The sequence below is a fragment of the Streptomyces sp. NPDC018031 genome (genome assembly GCF_044327625.1).
GTDB lineage: Bacteria > Actinomycetota > Actinomycetes > Streptomycetales > Streptomycetaceae > Streptomyces.
Genome location: NZ_JBIRFT010000026.1, coordinates 20882 through 40395, shown reverse-complemented (window position 1 = coordinate 40395; position 19514 = coordinate 20882). Strand labels below are relative to the sequence as shown.

The window sequence follows — 19514 nt, the reverse complement described above, 5'->3', positions numbered from 1 at the left end:
GGGGCCCGGCCACCGCTGTCGGCGGCGTCATCCCGGCGCACCGGCGGCCCGGCGTCCGGCCGCCCGCTCCAGCTCCGCGGCGACCTGGGCGGCCAGCACCCGGACGTGCGGCCCGGTCAGCATCGTCTGGTGCCGCCCGGAGCAGGGCACCACACGCGGCCCGGCGGGGTGCAGCGGGCGCAGCGCGGCGGTGAGCCGTTCGCCGCCGCGTTCGGTGAGCCCGGTCTTGAACAGCACGGTGTCGCAGCCGACCGGCCCGGGGCGGTAGCGCAGCATGGCCCGGACGTATGCCTGGAACACCTCGCGCACCCCGGGCACCGACCGGGCGGCGCGTCCGGCGGGGCCGAGCCGGCCCGCGGCCAGGGCCTGGTGCCACAGCCCGGCCGCCAGGTGCCGCGGGGTGTGTCCGAGCGGGCGGCCGCCGCTGTCGGGGGCGTAGCCGTCCAGGTAGAGCAGGAGTTCCACGGTCTCCCCGGACCGCTCCAGCTGCGCCGCCATCTCGTGGGCGACCAGGGCGCCGACGGACCAGCCGCCCAGGGCGTACGGGCCGTGCGGGCGCGCCTGCCGCAGGATCCGCACGTGGTGGGCGGCGAGTTCCTCCACCCGGCGGGGTGTGCGGCCGTCCCCGGGCAGGAGGCCGGGCGCGTCGATGCCGTACACCGGGCGCCCCGGGCCGAGGAACCGGGCGAGCTGCCGGTAGCACAGGGCGCTCCCGGTGGCCGGGGCGGCCAGGAACAGCGGTGTGCCGGGTCCGGAGCCCCGGAGCACCAGGAGTTCGGGCGGGGGCGCGGCGGAGGTGGCGCGGGTGCCCGCCGCCGGCCCCCGGGATGCCGCCGGCCCGGTCGCCCCGCTCATCCCGGCCGCCCAGGGCGCCCCGCGCACCTCGGTTGCCCCGCTTGCCCCGCTCATCCCGGGCACCCCGTTGGTGCCGGTGTCCGTGTCCGGGCCCGTGCCCGGTTCCGTCGCCCCGGTCGCTCCGGCCATGAGGGGCGCACCGGTGACCGAAGACGCCCCTTCCGGCCCGGCCACCCCGGGCGTCCCACCGGCCCCGGCCGTGTCGGATCCGCCCGGCTCCCCGTTCGTGCCCGCCGCCCGGGCCAGGTGCACCAGCCGGCCGAAGGTCGGGTCGTCGGTGAACTCGGCCAGCGGGATGGCCAGGTCCAGTTCCCGGTGGACCCGGCTGCGCAGCCGTACCGCCATCAGCGAGTCACCGCCGAGGGCGAAGAAGTCGTCCTCGGCCCGCACCGTGGCGGTGCCCAGCAGCTCCGTCCAGATCCGGGCCAGCCCGCCGCGGGCGTCCGCCCCCGGGCGGTCCGGGTCGGCGGCGTCCGGGCCGCCGGTGTCCGTTCCCGGGCGGTCCGGGCCGCCGGTGTCCGGTTCGGTCCGGTCCGGTCCGGTCCGCTCCGGGGTGTGGGGTTCCCCGGTGGGGTCGGTGGGGTCCGGGGTGCCCGGCGGCCCGGCGGGGGCCGGTGCGGCGTCCCGGGCGGCGGGGGCACCGGGCGTGGGGGCGGCGCCGGCCTCGGGTGCCGCGAACAGCGTCGCGTGGTCCGCGGCGGCCGACGGCTCCCGCACCGCGACGTCCCGGAACCCCGCCTCGGCGAACGCCCGCCGCCACCGGTCCGGGGTCAGGTGGATCGAGTCGGTCCGCAGATCGTCCGCGAAGTCCCACCAGCCGGGGGCGAGGCCCCAGACGAGGTGGGTCCACAGCGCCACCCGGGTCACCTCCACGGCCCCCAGCCAGCCGCCCTCGGCCAGCAGGCCGCGCAGCCCGCGCAGGGTGGCGCGGACGTCCGGGACGACATGCAGGGCGTTGTAGGCGAGTACCACGTCGAAGCCGCCGGCCGGGAAGCCCTGGGCGACCGGGTCCGCGGTGAGGTCGAGCCGGGCGTAGTCGGCCTGGCGCGCCCCGAGGTGCCCGGCCCGCTCCCGGGCGCGGTCGACCGCGAGCCGGCTGATGTCGGTGAAGACGTACCGGTCCCGCGGGCCGTACGGCCAGGAGTCCAGCACGCGCCAGGTCAGCTCGCCGCTGCCACCGCCCACCTCCAGCACCCGCAGCGGGGCGCTCCCGGGCCGCCGCCGCCCGGCGGCACGGACCGCGGCGGCCAGCTCCTCCAGCCCGGGCCCGGCATCCGTCACCTCGACGTCGTTGCCGGTCAGGCAGCCCCGCAGGAAGGTGTCGGTGCCGTCCGGGTAGAGCACGCCGACGGGTTCCCGCCGACCGGCCAGGACGTCCGGGTAGGCGTCGGCGCAGTGGTCGAGCATCCGGCGCACGCCCTCGGCGCCGGCCAGCCCGGCCGGGTCGAGGGCGGCCGCCAGCCGCTCCGCCACGTCGTCGGGTACCCGCAGCGCAGGACCGCCGGGGCCGGCCGGCTCCGGGTCCAGGAAGCCGTGCCCGGTCATGGCGTCGGTGAACAGCGCCACGGCCCGCCCGAACCCGCCGTCCGGGCTGAGCGAGCGCCGCAGCTCCGCGGCCGTGACGCGGCTGCCGGGCCGCAGCCCGGCCGTCCGCAGGGCGAACCGGGCCACCAGCGCGGCGGCGTAGCGGTCCAGCCGCGCGGACAGCTCCGGCCGCTCGGACAGCCGGGGGCGGGCCGGTGACCCGGCCGGGTCACCGGTGCCGGCGGGCCGCTCGGCGGCCGGCGGGCGCGCAGCGCCGGAGGTCGGCGTGCCGTCCGCGGCCCTCGTGCCGTCCGTGTTCGGCGTGCCGTCCGCGTTCCGCGCGTCGTCCGCGGCCCTCGCGTCGTCCGCGTTCCTCGCGCCCGCCGCGTTCCCCGCGTCGTCCGCGTTCCGCGGGCCGGCCGTGGCGGGGAGACCGGTGCCGCAGGGCCGGGAGTCCAGCGGGTGCGGCGGCAGCGCGCACCGCTGTGCCGACGGGCCCGCGAACTGCCCCGGGTCCACCTCCGTCCCGGCTTCCCACAGCCTGCCGACCGCCGCCAGCGCCCGGGCCCCGGCATCCGCCGCGTCGTCCGTGCCCGCCGCGCCGTCCGTGTTCCGCCACCGGGGCAGCAGCGGGACCGCGGTGTGCCGCTCGGTCCAGTGCGGGTGGCCGCGCAGCGCCCGGACCATCGAGGTACCGGGGCCCAGTTCCACGAAGACGTCGCAGGCGCTGGAGAGCAGCGTCTCCGCGCCGAGGTCCAGCCGGACCGTGCCGCACAGCTGGGCGGCCCAGTAGTCGGCGGAGTGCAGTTCCCCGGCCGTCGCCCAGGACCCGGTGACGTTCGACACCACGGGGACGGCGGGCGGCCGCGCCGGTAGCCCGGCGAGGCAGGAGCGCAGCGCGGGGGCGGCCGGTGCCATCAGCGGCGAGTGGAAGGCCCGTCGGGTCTCCAGGAACCGGGTGGGCAGCGGGGCGAGCCGTTCGCGCACCCGGCGCAGCTGCTCCTCGGTGCCGGCGAGCACCAGCCGGTCGGGAGCGTCCACCGCCCGGGCGGGCCGGTGGCCGGCCGGGTGGTCGTCGAACTCCGCCAGGGCCTCCGCGACGGCCTCCCGGGCGCCGTCCCCGGCCAGTTCCACGGCGAGCATCCGCCCGGGGGCGGTGTCCCGCATGGCCCGGGCGCGGGTGTGCACCAGCCGCAGGGCGTCGGGCAGTTCCCACACCCCGGCGGTGAGCGCGGCGAGGTACTCGCCGACGCTGTTGCCCAGCACGGCGGCCGGCGCGACGCCCCAGGCCTCCAGGGCGCGGGTGAAGGCGTACCCGATCGCGAACAGCCCCAGCTGCTGGTGGACCGGGTCGAGGTGCCACTCCGCCGGGGCGGCGGAGCCGCTGCCCGCCGTGCCCAGCAGCGGGGCCAGGTCGACGTCCGCCTGGCGGCGCGTCAGGTCCCGTACCTCGTCGAAGGCGTCGCGGAAGGCGGGCAGCGCCGCGTAGGGCCCGGCGGCGGCTCCGCCGGGACGCAGGGTGCCCTGGCCGGGGTAGAGGAAGGCGACCGTGGCCGGGCCGGTGCGGGCCGGTGCCCCGGCCGGCCCGCCGTCCTCGGCCGCCCCGGCGCGCAGCGCGGTCACCGCCTCCGCCGTGTCGCGCGCCACCACGGCGCCCCGGTAGGGATGGCGGCGCCGGCCGTCGGCGAGGGTGCGGGCCACCGCGTCCAGGTCGCCGGCCCCGGACCGGTCCTCGGCCAGGTGCCGGGCCAGCTCCGCCCGGGTGCGGCGCAGCGCCGCCGGGGAGGCGGCGGACAGCGCCAGCAGTCGCGGGCCGCGCCCCGCCGCCCCGGTGGCGGCCGTCCGGGGGGCGGTCGGGGCCGCCTCCAGGACCGCGTGCGCGTTGGTGCCGCCGACCCCGAACGAGCTGACCCCGGCGAGCAGCGGCCGCCCGGCCGGCCAGGGGCCGTGCCGGTCGGCCACCGTGAACGGGGTGGTCTCCAGTTTCAGCAGCGGGTTGGGCCGGCGGAAGTGCGCGGTGGGCACCAGCTCCCGGTGGTGGAGCAGCAGCGCGGTCTTGATCAGGCCGCTGACGCCGGAGGCCGAGCCGGTGTGGCCGATGTTGCCCTTCACCGCGCCCAGCAGGCAGCCGCCGGCCGGGCCGCCGCCGTCCTGGAACGCGGCGGTGAGCGCGGCCACCTCCACCGGGTCGCCGAGCCGGGTGCCGGTGCCGTGTGCCTCGACGTATCCGATGTCGGCCGGGTCGACGTCGGCGCGGGCCAGGGCCGCGCGGATGACGTCCCGCTGGCCGGTGGGGGAGGGGGCGGTGAAGCCGATCTTCTCGCCGCCGTCGTTGTTCACGGCGGTGCCGCGGATCACGGCGACCACCCGGTCGCCGTCCCGCAGCGCGTCCTCCAGCCTGCGCAGCACCACCACCCCGGCGCCGGAGCTGGAGACGGTGCCGGAGGCGTCCGCGTCGAACGGGCGGCAGTGGCCGTCCGCCGACAGGATGCCGCCCTCCTCCCACACGTAGCCGGTGACCTCGGGGAAGAACAGGCCGACCCCGCCGGCGAGGGCGGCGTCGCACTCGTAGCCCAGCAGGCTCTGGACGGCCTGGTGCACCGCGACCATCGAGGTGGAGCAGGCCGTCTGCACGGTCATCGCGGGCCCGGTGAGCCGCAGTTTGTAGGCGGCCCGGGTGGCGAGGAAGTCCTTGTCCCGGCCGAGCACCTGGGCGACCAGTTCCTCCTGCGACGCGCCGAGCGGCACCGCGTCGCACCCGGCGAAGACGCCGATCGGCCCGGGGAAGCGGTGCGGGTCGACGGCGGCGTCGTCCAGCGCGGTGGCGGCGCACTCCAGGAAGATCCGCTGCTGCGGGTCGATGCCCCGGGCCTCGCCGTGGCTGTAGCCGAAGAACTCCCAGTCGAAGTGGTCGGCGCGGTCCACGACCCCGCGGGCGGCCACGAAGTCGGGCCGGTCCGCGGTCCGCGGGTCGATGCCGGCGGCCAGCAGCCGCTCGCGGGTGAAGCGGGTGACGGTGTCACGGCCGGCCACCAGGTTCGCCCAGAACTGCCGGGCGTCGGCGGCGCCGGGCAGCCGGCAGGCCAGACCGACGACGGCTATGGCGTCCTCATGCATCGCTCTCCTCCTGCGGGTCCTGGCCCTGCCGGGCCGCCGGTCCGGGCGACGGGTCCGGGCCCCGGGTGTCCCGTTCGTGGTGTCCGGCGCGCGGGGTGCGGCGGTTGCGGCGCCGGGCCTGGCGGCTGCGGTCGGCCCTTTCCCGCAGCTCGTCGGCGGACGGCCCGGACGGCCCGGAGGCTCCGGACGGTGCGGCCGGTGCGGGGCCGCCGTCGGCGGTGCCTGCCGCCTCGCCCAGGGCCCGCGCCTGGGCGTGCACGGTCGGGTGCTCGAAGAGCCGCTGGATGGGGAGTTCCACTCCGAACTCCGCCTCCAGCCTGCGGTGCAGGGTGGCCAGCCGGAGCGAGTTGCCGCCCAGGTCGAAGAAGTTGTCGTGGACGCCGACCTCGCCGGCCGTCAGCACCTCGCGCCAGAGCGCGGCCACCCGCGTCTCCCGCTCGTCCCGCGGCGCCACCGGCGGGGCACCGCCCACCAGGTCCGCCCGGGTCGGCCGGGGCAGGGCCCGGTGGTCCACCTTGCCGTGCGGGGTGAGGGGCAGCCGGTCGAGCCGGACCAGGGCGTCCGGTACCAGGTGGGCGGGGAGCGTCTCGCGCAGCGCCGCCAGCACGCCGGCGGTGTCCGCCGCCGCGCCGGCCGGGGAGTCCGGCGGGCCGTCCGTCACCAGGTAGCCGACCAACTGGGCGGCGGAGTCCGGCCAGGCATGCACCACGGCCTGCCGGACCAGCGGGTGGGCCGTCAGCCGGGCCTCGATCTCCGCCGGCTCGATCCGGTGGCCGCGCACCTTCAGCTGCCGGTCCACCCGGCCGAGGAACTCCAGGGTGCCGTCCGGCAGCCAGCGCCCCAGGTCGCCGGTGCGGTAGACGGGGCCGGGCGCGCCCTCCGGCCCGTGCGGCCGGAAGCGGTCGGCGGTCAGTTCCGGGCGCCGCCAGTAGCCGCGGGCCACCCCGCTGCCGCCGATGAGGATCTCGCCCCGGACGCCGACCGGGCAGCGGTCGCCCGCCTCGTCGACGACGTGGACCCGGACCCCGGCGACCGGCCGGCCGATGCGGCCGGGCCGGAAGCCGCCGGGCCCGCCCGGGGCCTCCGGGCCGGCGGGGGAGGCGGGGGAGGCGGGGGAGGCGGACACGTCCGGGGCCTCCGGACCGGTCGGGAACATGTGGCAGACGGCGGTCACGGTGGCCTCGGTGGGCCCGTAGAAGTTGCCCAGCCGGTACGGCAGTCCGGCGGGCGGGGCGGTGTGCAGCGCCTCTCCGCCGTACAGCAGCGCGCGCAGCGCACCGGGCGGTTCGCCGTGCTGCCAGACGGCTTCGGCGAGCGCCGCCGGGGCGAGCGCGACGGTGACCCGGTTGCGGTCCAGCCAGCCGGACAGCTCGCCGGGGGACACCGCGCCGGGGTGGGGCACCAGCGTCGCGCCCGCGACCAGGGTGGGCCAGGTCTCCGAGACGGAGACGTCGAAGCCGACGTTGATCAGCTGGCTCACCCGGTCGCCGGGCCGCAGCGCGATGTTTCCGGCGAACCAGTGGGCGTGCTGCGCCAGACCGCCGTGCCGCACCACCACGCCCTTGGGCGCGCCGCTGGTGCCCGAGGTGTAGAGCACGTACGCCGGGTCGTCGGGGCCGGGCAGGCCGGGTGCGGCGCGGTCCGGCAGGCCGGGTGCGGCACCGGCCGGCGGGCCGGCGTCCGGGCCGGGGTCCGGGGCCGGGCCGGACGCGGCCCGCGGGTCCGGGGCCACCGGGAGCACCGTGAGCGGGCCCGCCGGCCCCTCGGGAAGGCTGTCCGGCAGCCGGTCCGGGGTGTCGGTGAGCACCACCCGCGCCCCGAGGTCCCGCAGGATGTAGCCGATCCGGGCGGGCGGGTAGTCCGGGTCGACCGGGCAGTACGCGCAACCGGCGTACCAGGCCGCCAGGATGGCGACGACCAGGTCGGGTCCGCGTCCCAGCAGCAGGGCGACCACCGGCCCGTCGGTCCCGGCCGCGTTCCCGGTCTCCGGCCGCCCCGGCTGCCCCTCGGCGTCCCCGGACGCCGGGGTCTCCCGGGGCGTGGTGCCGTCCGCGCCGCTCACGGGCCGGATGCGCGCCGCGAGCGACCGGGCGCGCGCGTCCAGCGACCGGTAGGTCAGCGGTCCGCCGGGGGCGTCCACCGCCACCGCGTCGGGGGTCGCCGCCACCCGGGCGGCCAGGAGATCCGGCACGGTCGTGGGGGGCGCGGCGGCCGGGCCCTCCTCCCACCGGGCGAGCGCGGCGCGTTCGGCCGGTGTGGTGCGGGGCAGTGCGGACAGCGGGGCGTGCGGGCGGTGGGCGATGCCGTCCAGGAACGCGGCGGCGAGTGCGGCCAGCCGTTCCACCTCGGCGCGGCCGACGCGGTCGCCGCGGTAGGCCAGGGCGCCGCGCAGGACGCCGTCCGCCTCCTGGAAGGACGCGGTCACCGCGCCCTTCGCCGCCCAGTCGGAGCCGTCGCCGTCCACCGGGAAGCGGTGCAGCCGGTGGCCGCCGAGGACCGGCGGTTCGGCCTCCGGGACGACCGGGGTGAGCGCGGCGTCGGCGTACGGGGTGCTGCCGTACCGGCGGGGCGGGTTGAGCGCCTCGATGACCTGGTCGAAGGGGACGTGCTGGTCGTCCAGTGCTTCCAGGACGCGTTCGCGGGTGGTGCGGAGCAGGTCGGTGAGGGTGGTGTCGGGGGTGATGGTGGAGCGGATGACGACGGTGTTGGTGCAGGGGCCGACGATGTGGGCGTGGTGTTCCTCGGGTCGGTTGGCGACCGGGCAGCCGAAGGTGAGGTCCTCGGTGCCGGTCCAGCGGTGCAGGGCTCCGGCGAACGCGGCGGCCACCGTCATGAACCAGGAGACGCCCTCGCGTTCGCCGACCGCCCGCAGCCCGGCCAGCGCGGTACTCGCCAGCGGGACCTCCACCACCCCGTGCGGCTCGGGTGCGTCCGGGGCCGGCCAGGGCAGCTGGGCGGGCGCCCCGGCGAGGCGCTCCCGCCACCGCCGCACCGCCTCCCGGCCGGCCGGGCTGTCCGCCAGGTCCGCCTGCTCCCGTACGAAGTCCCGGTACTGCGGCCCGGTTCCGGCGCCGGGCCGGTCACCGGTGCCGGGGCCGAGTACCGGCCGGAGCTCCGCCCCGGCCAGCGCGCCCAGCGTCCGGGCGAGCGTCCGGGCGAGCGCCGCGGCGTCCCGGGCGGCCAGCCGGTCCCCCCGGTGGGACAGGACGATCCGGTCCCGGCCGTCCTCCCGGAAGACGGTGACCGTGACGCCGAACTTGGTCTCGCCGCCCAGCTGGTCGGCGGTGAGCGGGGTGAGCGTGGTGCCCTCGCCGAGGCGGTAGTCCTCCTCCAGCGGCGCCATGTTCAGCGCGGCGTCGGCGTACGGGGTGCTGCCGTACCGGCGGGGCGGGTTGAGCGCGCCGATCACGTGGTCGAAGGGGACGTGCTGGTCCTCCAGTGCTTCCAGGACGCGTTCGCGGGTGGTGCGGAGCAGGTCGGTGAGGGTGGTGTCGGGGGTGATGGTGGAGCGGATGACGACGGTGTTGGTGCAGGGGCCGACGATGTGGGCGTGGTGTTCTTCGGGTCGGTTGGCGACCGGGCAGCCGAAGGTGAGGTCCTCGGTGCCGGTCCAGCGGTGCAGGGCTCCGGCGAACGCGGCGGCCACCGTCATGAACCAGGAGACGCCCTCGCGTTCGCCGACCGCCCGCAGCCCCTCCAGCAGCGCGTCGGGCAGCGGGACGTCCACCATGCCGTGGGGTTCGGGGACGGCGGGTGCCGGCACCGGCCAGGGCAGGGCGGCCGGCGCGCCGGTGAGCCGTTCGCGCCAGCGGTCCAGGGCGGCCCGGCCGGCCGGCGTGCCCGGCAGTTCCTCCTGTTCCCGTACGAAGTCCCGGTACTGCGGGGCGCTGTCGGCGAGGCCGGCCGCCGGGCCGGCGCCGGTCTCCGCCGTACCGTGGCCGACGCCCGCGGCCAAGCCGTCCGCCGGCGCCGCGCCCGGGGCGCCCACGCCGTCCGCGGGCGCCGTGCCCGGGGTGTTCGGGGCGGCCGGGCGGCCGCTGTCCCCGGCCGTGTCCGCGGCTGTGTCCCCTCCCGTGTCCGCGGCCGTGTACGCGGCGCTCAGGTCGCGCAGCACCGGCCCCAGGGACGGGCCGTCGCAGATCAGGTGGTGCAGGCAGAGCACCAGCAACTGGCCGCGTTCGCCCAGGTCGATCAGGGCGGGCCGGAGCAGCCGGCCGGACGCCGGGTCGAACGGTGTGGCCCCGGTCTCCCGGACCAGGGCCCGCCAGCGGGTCTCCTGCTCCGGTTCCGGCAGCCCGGACAGGTCGACCTGCTCCAGCGGCGGTGACCACGGCGCCCCGATGCGCTGCCACAGCCGGCCGTCGCGCTCCACGAAGCCGGTGCGCAGCGCCTCGTGCCGGACCACCACGGCGTCCAGGGCGCGCCGGAGCGGGCCGGGGCGCAGCCGGGCCCCGCGCACCCGCCACACCAGGGGCATCGCGTAGGGGTCGGGGCCGGTGGACAACTGGGCGTCCAGGCTGATCCGGCGCTGGAACCCGGAGCCGGGCACCAGCAGCGCCGGTCCCCCGCCCGCCGCCGGGCCGTCCCCGGTGTCCCCGGCGCCGCGGGCGTTCCGGGCGTCGCCGGTGTCCGGGGCGCCTCCGGTGTGCCCGGCGCCGTCGGCGTTCGGGGTGCTCCCGGCGTCACCGGCTTCACCGGTGTCACCGACGTCGGGGGCGTTCGCGGAGTGCCCGGGGGCCGCCGCGGTTCCGTCGCCGGGCGCCGCCTCGTCGATGCGGTCCGCCAGGTCCCGCAGCCGCGGGTTCTCGAACACCGCACGGACCGGCAGCGCGGCCCCGAAGCGGTCGCGCACCCGGGCCAGCATGGTGGCCGCCAGCAGGGAGTGCCCGCCCGCCTCGAAGAACGAGGTGTGGCCGGAGACCTCCGGCACCGGCAGCAGTTCGCACCACAGGGCCGCCAGTGCCCGCGCGGTGGCGGTGCGCGGCGCGCCGTCCCCGGCGTCGGTGAGCACCGTGCCCAGGGCGGCCAGCGCGGCCCGGTCCACCTTCCCGTTCGGCGACAGCGGCACCCGGTCCACCACCCGGAAGACGGACGGGACCAGGTAGCCCGGCAGTTGCCCGGCGAGGTGGCCGCGCAGCTCCGAGGCGGCCGGGACGCGCCCCGGGCAGCACACATGGGCCACCAGCCGGTCGGCGTCCGCCGGGTCGGCGCCGACCACGGCCTGGCTGACGTCCGGGTGTCCCAGCAGGCACGCCTCGACCTCACCGGGTTCGATGCGGTAGCCGCGGACCTGTAGCTGGTCGTCGATCCGGCCGAGGTACTCCAGGGTGCCGTCCGGGCGGTAGCGGCCCAGGTCGCCGCTGCGGTAGAGGCGCCCCGGACCGTACGGGTCGGGCAGGAAGCGCTGCCGCTCCAGTTCCGGGCGCCGCACGTATCCGTCGGCGACCCCGGCCCCGCCGACGCAGATCTCCCCGACCGCGCCGACCGGCAGCAGCCTGCCGGGGCCGTCGGTGGTGTGCGGGTCGAGCAGGTGGACGGTGGTGGTGGGGATGGGGGTGCCGATCGGGCTGCGGTCGCCCGCGAAGTCGGCGGCGGTGACGGTGTGGGCGGTGACGTGCACGGTGGTCTCGGTGATCCCGTACATGTTGACCACGTCGGTGTGCGGGTGGGCGGCGGCCCAGCCGCCGAGGGTGGCGGGCACCAGCTTCGCCCCGCCGAGGACGACGTACCGCAGCGACTCCAGTCGCCGCCCGGGCGCTTCGGTGGCCCGTGCCAGCTGCTGGAACGCCCCCGGCGTCTGGTTGAGCACGGTCACCCGGTGGCGGCGCACCAGCTCCGCGAGGCGGTCGGGGTCGCGCAGCGTCGCGCCGTCCGGCACCACCAGCCGGCCGCCGTGCGCCAGGCAGCCGAAGATCTCCCAGACCGAGAAGTCGAAGGCGTAGCTGTGCGCCAGCACCCACACGTCGTCCGGCCCGAAGGCGAACGGCAGCCGGTCGTTGACCACCAGGCGCACCACGTTGCGGTGGGTCACCCGGACGCCCTTGGGCCGGCCGGTGGTGCCGGAGGTGTAGATGATGTACGCCGGGTCGTCCGGGGCGGGTTCGGGCAGTGTGCCGGCCCGGGCCGGGGAGCCGGCGCCCCCGATGCCCTCCAGGTCCTCCAGGTGCACCACCTCGCACGGTCCGCCCGCGGGCGCGGCCGGGTCCGGTTCCGGCGCGGCGGGGTCCGGTTCCGTGGTGCCGCGCACCGTGAGCAGCAGGCGCGCCGCGCTGTCGCCGAGGATGAACGCGGCGCGGTCGGCCGGGGCCGCGGGATCGATCGGCACATAGACCGCCCCCGCGAAGAGCACCGCCAGCACGGCTTCGACCTGGGCGGGCCCGCGGGGGATCCGCAGCCCCACGGTGTCGCCGGGCCGCACGCCGCGGGCGGCCAGTCCGGCGGCCAGCAGCTCGGCCCGGTCGGTCAGTTCGCGGTAGCCGAGGTGCCGGGTGCCGTCGGTCAGCGCCACGGCGTCCGGGTGCTCCCGGGCGCGGTCGCGGATCAGGCCGGTGAGGGTGGTCTCCGGGTAGCGGGCGGCCGTGTCGTTCCAGCCGGCGACCTGCCGGTGCCGCTCCTCCTCGGTCAGCGGCTCGAACGCGCCGAGCGGCGTGCCGGGCCGGGCCAGCGCCTGGCGCAGCAGCCGCTGCCAGTGCCCGGCCAGCGCGCTCATCCGGGCGCGGTCGTAGTAGAGGCCGTTGAACAGGAGCGTCCCCGCGAAACCGGCCGGGGTGCGCCGCACCACCAGGTGCAGGTCGTACTTGCCCAGCCCGGCGGCCGGGGCGGGCAGCCGCACCGGGGCCGCCCCGGCCCGCCCCCGGGCACCGGCCGGCCCGTCGCCGTGGTGGTCGTCGCCCCGTTCGTCGCCCCGGCCGCAGCCCTGATCGTCGCCCTGGTGGTCGCCCTGGTAGTCGAGGACCACGTCGAACAGCGCGGTCCGGCTCATGTCCTTGGGCGGGGCCACCCGGCGCACCACCTCGTCGAACGGCGCCAGACCGCAGGCCCGGACCTCGGCCAGCCCGGCCGCGCAGTCGTGCACCCAGGAGGCGAAGGTCCGCCGGTGGCCGCCGCGCAGCCGGACGGGCAGGAAGTCGTCCACCGGGCCGACCAGCCGGGCCGACGCGGCGTCCCGGCGCGGGTTCGCCACGCCCACGGTGAGGTCGCTCTGCCCGGCGTACCACATGAGCAGCGCGGTGAAGGACGCCAGCAGGACGGACTCGGCGCCCACCCCCTCCCGGGCGGCGTAGCCGGCGACGCCGGTCTCCGCCGGGACCAGGAGCGGCAGCGACTCCTCCCGGTAGACGTGCACCGCGTCCCGGGCGCGGTCCTCCGGCAGCCGCAGGGGTTCACTCCCGCCCGCCAGCCACTCGGCGAGCCGGGTCACCTGCCGGGCCTCCGCCGCGGTGTCCCGCGCCTCCCACCACTGCGCGAACGGCACCGGGGCCGGCGGCAGCGGCTCGTCGCGGAGCAGCGCGGTCAGCTCCTCCGCCACGGTCGCCAGCGAGGCGCGGTCCGCCACGGCGAGATGGGCCACCAGCCCGAGCACCCCGCCGCCGGTGCCGTCGGGCTGGACGGCGACCCGGAACAGCGGGCCCTCGGCCAGGGTGAAGGGCTGCCGCAGCCAGTCGGCGAGCGGGCCCGACGGGTCCGGCGCGCCGGTGTGGTCCACCGGCCCCGCGGCGGGCAGTTCGGTGCAGGCGGCGGGCATCTCCGGGTGTATCCGCTGGGTGCAGTCCTCACCGGAGAGCACCACGGTGGTGCGCAGCGCGGGGTGCCGGTCCAGCACCCCGCGCACCGCCCGGCGCAGCCGGGCGCCGTCGGGCACGGCGTCCAGCGCCACCAGGTGGGAAACGTTGTGGTAGACGGGGGCGTCCGGGTAGACGGTGCCCCGCTCGAAGCGCTCCACGAACGCCATCCGCTGCTGGTGCGGGGTGGCGGGCCGCTCCTCGTACCGGGTGTCCGCCGGGTGCCCGGCGGGCGGCGCGGGCCGTTCCGGGGCGGCGGCCCGGGGGGCCGCCGCGGGGCCCGGCAGGCAGTCCCGGTACGCCCGGTCCAGGTCGCGCAGGAAGGCCGGTTCGGACCCGATGTCCCACACCAGGTGGTGCAGGCAGATCGCCAGCAGCTGGTCGCCGCCGTCCGCCGCCAGGTCCACCAGCGCGGCGTGCAGCAGCCGTCCGGAGGCGGGGTCGAACGGCCGTCGCGCGAACTCCCGGAGCCAGTCGCGGGCGTGCTCCGCGCGCTCCTCGCCGGTGGTGCCGGGCGCGGTGTACCGCACCACCTCGGGGGTCCAGGGCCGGTCCACGGTCTGGCGCAGCCGGCCGTCCCGCTCCCGCTCGGTGAACCGGGTGCGCAGCACCTCGTGCCGGGCCACGACCCGGCCGAGCGCGGTGCGCAGCGCGTCGGCGTCGATCCCGCCCCGGACCCGCCAGGCCAGCGGCACGTTGTACAGGGCGTCCGTGCCGCGCAGCCGTTCGTCCAGCCAGATGCGTTCCTGGAAGCCGGAGGCGGGGAGGTCGTCGTCGGTCGCGGGGGCTTCGGCGGGCCGCCCGGCCGGCGTCGCCGCGGGCTGTTCCGCGGCCGGTGCCTCCCCGGTCGGACCGCCGGCGGCCGGCCGGTCCGCGGCCGGCCGGGGGGCCGTCGCCGGGCCGGTGGTCACCGCCGGGCCGGACGGGTCCGGCTCGCCGCCCGGGGGACGGATGCCGTCCGCGGCGTCCGGCGCGGGGGCCGAGCGCCGCTCGACCAGCTCGGCCAGCCGGTCCAGGCGCGGGTTCTCGAAGACCGTGCGCAGCGAGAGTTCCACTCCCAGCCGGGCCGCGATGCGCGAGACCAGCCGGGTGGCGAGCAGCGAGTGCCCGCCCAGGGTGAAGAAGTCCGGGGCGGTGCCCGGGGTCACCGGGACGCGCAGCAGGTCGGACCAGATGGCGGCGAGCTCCCGCTCGGTCGCGCCGGCCTCCGCGCCGGAGTGGTCCGCGCCGCCGCCGCCGTCCGTCCCCGGGCCCGGGCCCGGCCGAGTGCCGTCCCGGCGCTCCCCGGCCGGCTCCCCGGCAGGTGCCCCGGCAGGTTCCGTGGCCGGCTCCGGGGCCGGCGGCAGCGCGCGCCGGTCCACCTTGCCGTTGACCGACAGCGGCATCCGGTCGAGCACCAGGTAGGCCGAGGGCCGCATGTAGTCCGGCAGGTGGCGCCGGGCGTGGGACTCCACGGCGGCGGTGAGCGCCGAGTGGTGCTCGGTGCGCAGCGGTGTGTTGGTGAACGCCTCGGCCGGGGCCGGGCGCGGATCGTCCGGCGGCCCGCCGGCGGCACCGGACCGGCGTGCCGGGTACGTCCCGGCGACGAAGTCCACCCCGCCGGCAGCGAAACCGTCCGCGTCGGCACCCGAGCCGTCCGCGTCGGCACCGAAACCGTCCGCCCCGGCAGCGAAACCGTCCGCCCCGGCACCCGAGCCGTCCCCGCCGGCACCCTCCGGCCCGCCGGCACCGGAAGCGTCCGCGCCGGTGGTCCGGTCCGCGCCGGGCAGCGCCTCGGGGGCCAGGTACAGCACGTCCAGACTGCCGTCCGGCGCGGCCCCGGACCAGGTCACCACGGTACGCAGGCCCAGCCCGTGGCCGAGGGCCACGAAGTCCTCCGGGTCGGGGAACCCGTCGGGCGGGAACGGCCCGCCGCCGCCGTCCAGGGCGTCCACGGCGGCCGCGACCGCCGCCCCCGCGCACACCTCCTGGCCGGCCCGCACCAGCGGCAGCACCCGGGTGTTGGGCACCCCGGTGACCCGCAGCACCGGCGGCTGCTTGGCGCGCAGATGGCGGCCGAGCGCGGCCAGCCCGGCGATGTCGTGCCCCCAGGCCACGGCCGGCGCCCCGGCGCACGAGTACGGACTCGCCGCCCCGGGCCCGGTCGCGTCCCGCCCGTCCGCCGCGGCCGGGGCGGCCGCCTTGCGCAGCACCGCCTCGTAGCGGAACTGGGTGAGTTCGTTGTGGTGCCGGCCGCGTTTGATCCGCAGGTCGACCCCGGCGACCTCGGGCAGCGCACCCAGGTGTTCGGTGAAGAACTCCGGTTCCACCAGGAGTTCCTTCTCGTGCAGTACCCGGTGTTCCACGGCCCGGCGCAGCGCCGCCGGGCTCTCCGGCGCGGCCCGGCGCAGCTCCACGCCGGTCATGAACTCGCGCAGCAGCCGCTGCGGGCGGACGTCGCCCACGTACAGGTGTCCGCCGGGCGCGAGCAGCGCCAGCGCGCCCCGCATCGTCTCGGACAGGTAGCCGGCGCTCGGCAGGTACTGGACCACCGAGTTGACGACGACGCAGTCGAAGTGGCCCCGGGGGAGCCCGGAGAGGTCCCGCGCCTCCCGCCGCAGCAGCCGCACCCGGTCCGCCAGCCGCGCGTCGCCGCGCACCTTCTCCCGCAGCGTGTCGATGGCGCGCGCCGAGAAGTCGGTGGCCACGTACTCGGCGCAGTGCGGGGCGAGGCGGGCCAGCAGCAGCCCGCTGCCCGCGCCGATCTCCAGCACCCGGCGCGGGCGCAGGCCGAGCACCCGGTCCACGGTGCGGTCCCGCCAGTCCCGCATCTGCCGCAGCGGGATGGGCGTCCCGTGGTAGCTGTCCACCCAGCCGCCGAAGCCCTCGCCGAGCGGCGCGTCGGCGCCCTCCCGGTACATGTCCTCGTAGATCCGCTGCCACTCGCGCACCCGCTCGCCGTCGGCGCCGCGCACCGGCGGGCCGGCCGGGGCACCCGCCGGCCCGGTCCGCCCGGCGTCCTCCCCGGCGCCGTCCGGGGCGGCTCCCGGGTCCGCGTCCGGGTCCGGCCCGGCGCCCGGGGCGGGCACCAGATACGCCACCAGGCGTCTGCCGCCGTCCGGGCCGGGCCGGGCGACCACGGCGGCCCGGGCCACCTCCGCGTGGCGTTCCAGCGCCACCTCGACGTCCGCCGGCTCGACCCGGAAGCCCCGGATCTTCACCTGGTCGTCGGCGCGCCCCAGGAACGCCAGGGTGCCGTCCGGCAGCAGGCGCACCAGGTCGCCGGTGCGGTACATGCGGCCCGGGTGGAAGGGGTTGTCGTGGAACCGGTCCCGAGCCGGGCGGTTGAGGTACCCGGCGGCCACGCCCGCGCCGCCGATCCACAGTTCGCCCGGCACCCCGCGGGGCACCGGCCGCCGCTGCGCGTCGAGCACGTACAGCGTGGTGTCGTCCATGGCCCGCCCGATCGGTACCGGCCCGGCGGGCGGCCGGGTCATCCGGTGCCGGGTGGCGAAGGTGGTGGTCTCGGTCGGGCCGTAGCCGTTGACCACCGCGATGCCGGGGCAGTTCTCCATCACCCGGGCCACGGCCGCCGGCGGCACCACATCGCCGCCGGTCCACACCTCGCGCAGCCCGCGCAGGCTGCGGGGGTCCTCCTCGGCCAGGGCGCCGAAGAGCCCGGCGGTCAGCCAGGCCGCGGTGACCCGGTGCCGGCGGACCATCTCGCGCAGGGTCGCCGCCTGGAGCGGGCCGGGCGGCGCCACGCACACCCGGCCGCCGGACAGCAGCGGCACCCACAGTTCGTACAGCACGGCGTCGAAGGCGTGCGGCGAGTGCCACAGCACCCGCCGGTGGGCCTCGCCGCGCCAGCAGCGGTCCCGGGCGAGGGCGGTGATGTTGCGGTGCGTCACCTGGACGCCGGCCGGTACGCCGGTGGAGCCGGAGGTGTACATCACGCAGGCCACGGCGTCCGCGGGCACCGGCTCGCCCGGTGCGCCCGCCGCGGGCGCACCGGTCCCGGGGTCGGCCGGGTCGAGCACCGCCGCCCCGGCGTCGGCCTGTTCGCGCACCACCGGCAGTCCGCGGGTGGTCGCGTCCACCAGCAGCAGGTCCGCGCCGGTCTCGGCGATCAGGGTGCGCAGCCGGGAGACGGGCTGCCGCTCGTCCAGCGGGACGTATGCCGCGCCGGTCCTGACCACCGCGAGCAGCGCGGTCAGCAGCGGCACCGACCGCTCCATGAAGACCAGGACCCGGCTGCCCGCGCCGATCCCCCGCTCCCGCAGGTGCCCGGCGAGCCGCTCGGACCGCTGGTCCAGTTCGGCGTAGCTCAGCTCGATGGTGGTCCCGGTGCCCGGGTCGGCGCCGCTCACCGCCACCGCGTCCGGGGTGCGCGCGGCCTGCTGCCGGAAGAGTTCCCCGAGCCCGGCCTCGGGCAGTGGCCGGGGCGCCGCGTTCCAGGTGTGCAGCAGCCAGTCGCGCTCGCCGGGGGTGGTGAGGACGGGGTCGGTCACCGGCCGGTCCAGGGCGTCCGGGCCGACCGCGCGCAGCAGCCCGGTCAGCCGCTCGCGGTGGCCGGCCAGCGCGGCCTCGTCGTACCGGTCGGGGTGCGCGTCGAGGGTGAGGCTCAGCTCGCCGCCGGGGTGCAGGTAGCTGAGCACGCTGAGGTCCTCGGTCGGCATCACCGACAGGTTGTGCAGCACCCCGGTGGCGCCCGCGAAGTCGATCGGCCCGAGCGGCGGTACGAGGTTCACCACCGGGCCGGCGAACCGCCGGCGCTCCGGCCAGCCGAGTTCCCGGCGCAGGTCCTCGCTCCGGTAGCCCTGGTGGGCGACCGCCTCGGCCACCGCCCGGTGGGTGGCGGTCAGCAGCCCGGTCCAGGTGGTGCCGTCCTCGACGCGCAGCCGCAGCGGCAGTACGTCGGACATCATCCCGGGGAACCGCTCGGACCCGGGGGTGCGCCGGCCGCGCACGCCGAGGCCCAGCAGCACGTCCTCGCGTCCGGTCATCCGGTGGGTGTAGGCGGCGACGGCGGCGATCAGCGCCCGGGGGAAGTTGGTGCCGGCGGCCCGCGCGGCGGCCCGGACGCAGTCCGCCTCCCCGGCCGTCAGCTCCAGTGCGGTGCGCCGCATCCGGTGTGCCCCGGCGGCCGGCCCGGCGGCCAGGTCCACCGGCCGCGGCCGGTCGGCGAACCGCTCCCGCCAGTACGCGCGGTCCACCGCGAACGCCGTCGAGGCCCGGTGGCGCGCGTCCTCCTCCAGCGCCGCGCCGAGGGACTGGAACGGGCTGCCGGGGACGGGCCGGCCCGCGGCCAGCGCGCCGTAGACCCGGGCCACCCGGCGCGCCAGGAGGTTGAAGGTGTGTCCGTCGGTGACCAGGTGGTGGTAGCGCTGGAACCACAGGGTCCGGTCGCCGGACACCCGCAGCACCGCGAAGTCGCACACCTGGCCCGCGGCGAGGTCGAACGGCACCGGCAGCCGCTCCCGCATCCACCGCAGCGCGGTGGCGAACGGGTCGGCCTCCGCGGTCAGGTCCCGCACCGCGACCTGCGGGGCGGCCGGCTCCCGCGGGACCTGGCACGGCTCGCCGCCCCGCTCGGTGAACCGCACGTGCAGGCCGTCGGTCTCCAGGACGGTGTGCTCGACGGCCGCGACGAGGGTGCCGACGTCCACCGGTCCCGCGATGTCGAGGTACTGGACACAGTGGTAGGCCGGGCTCTCCGGGTCCAGGCTCTGCGCGTACCAGATGCCGGACTGCGCGGGGGACAGCGGGTGGGCGGGGGTGGACACCATCGCGTTTCCCTCTCCTGTGCGGTGGCTCGCTGCGGTGGCTCGGTGCGGCGGCGTGCCGGGTGGCTGGGACGGATCGGGTCGGGCCGGGTGGCTGGGACGGGCCGGGGCGGGGCGGGGCGGCGCCGGATCGGGGCCAGGGGATCGGGTCGGGCCGGGTCGGGCCGGCGCCAAGGGGCCGGGCGTGGCGGGGCGGTGGAGCGGGGCGCGCGGTGCGGTGGTCCGGGTCCGGCCCCGGTCATCCGGTGCCGAACCGGGCGGCCCGGCCCGGTGCCCCGTGCCGTGTCCCGGCCGGCCCCGGGCCGGGACACCACCGGCGGCGTGCCGGTACCTCCGGCGGACGGCCGGGGCGCCGCCGTGGTGGGCGCGGAGGGCCGGCTCGCCGGCCCGGGGGCCCGGGGGCGGACGCGGTGGTGCCGGGCGCGGTCCCACGGGACGTCCCGGGCCGGGGGCGCGGTGCCCCCGGGGGCTC

2 protein-coding genes are annotated in these 19514 nt (G+C 78.5%); both read right to left on the bottom strand.

Translation table 11 applies throughout. From position 1 onward, the window contains the following. Positions 1-27: 27 nt before the first annotated feature. A complete protein-coding gene (locus ACH4B3_RS32240) occupies positions 28-5496 on the bottom strand; it encodes a beta-ketoacyl synthase N-terminal-like domain-containing protein (protein WP_398468974.1) in 5469 nt (1822 codons plus the stop codon). Then, a complete protein-coding gene (locus ACH4B3_RS32235; protein WP_398468972.1) occupies positions 5489-19045 on the bottom strand; it encodes an amino acid adenylation domain-containing protein in 13557 nt (4518 codons plus the stop codon). The genes ACH4B3_RS32240 and ACH4B3_RS32235 overlap by 8 nt, the downstream gene beginning before the upstream one ends. Positions 19046-19514: the final 469 nt, after the last annotated feature.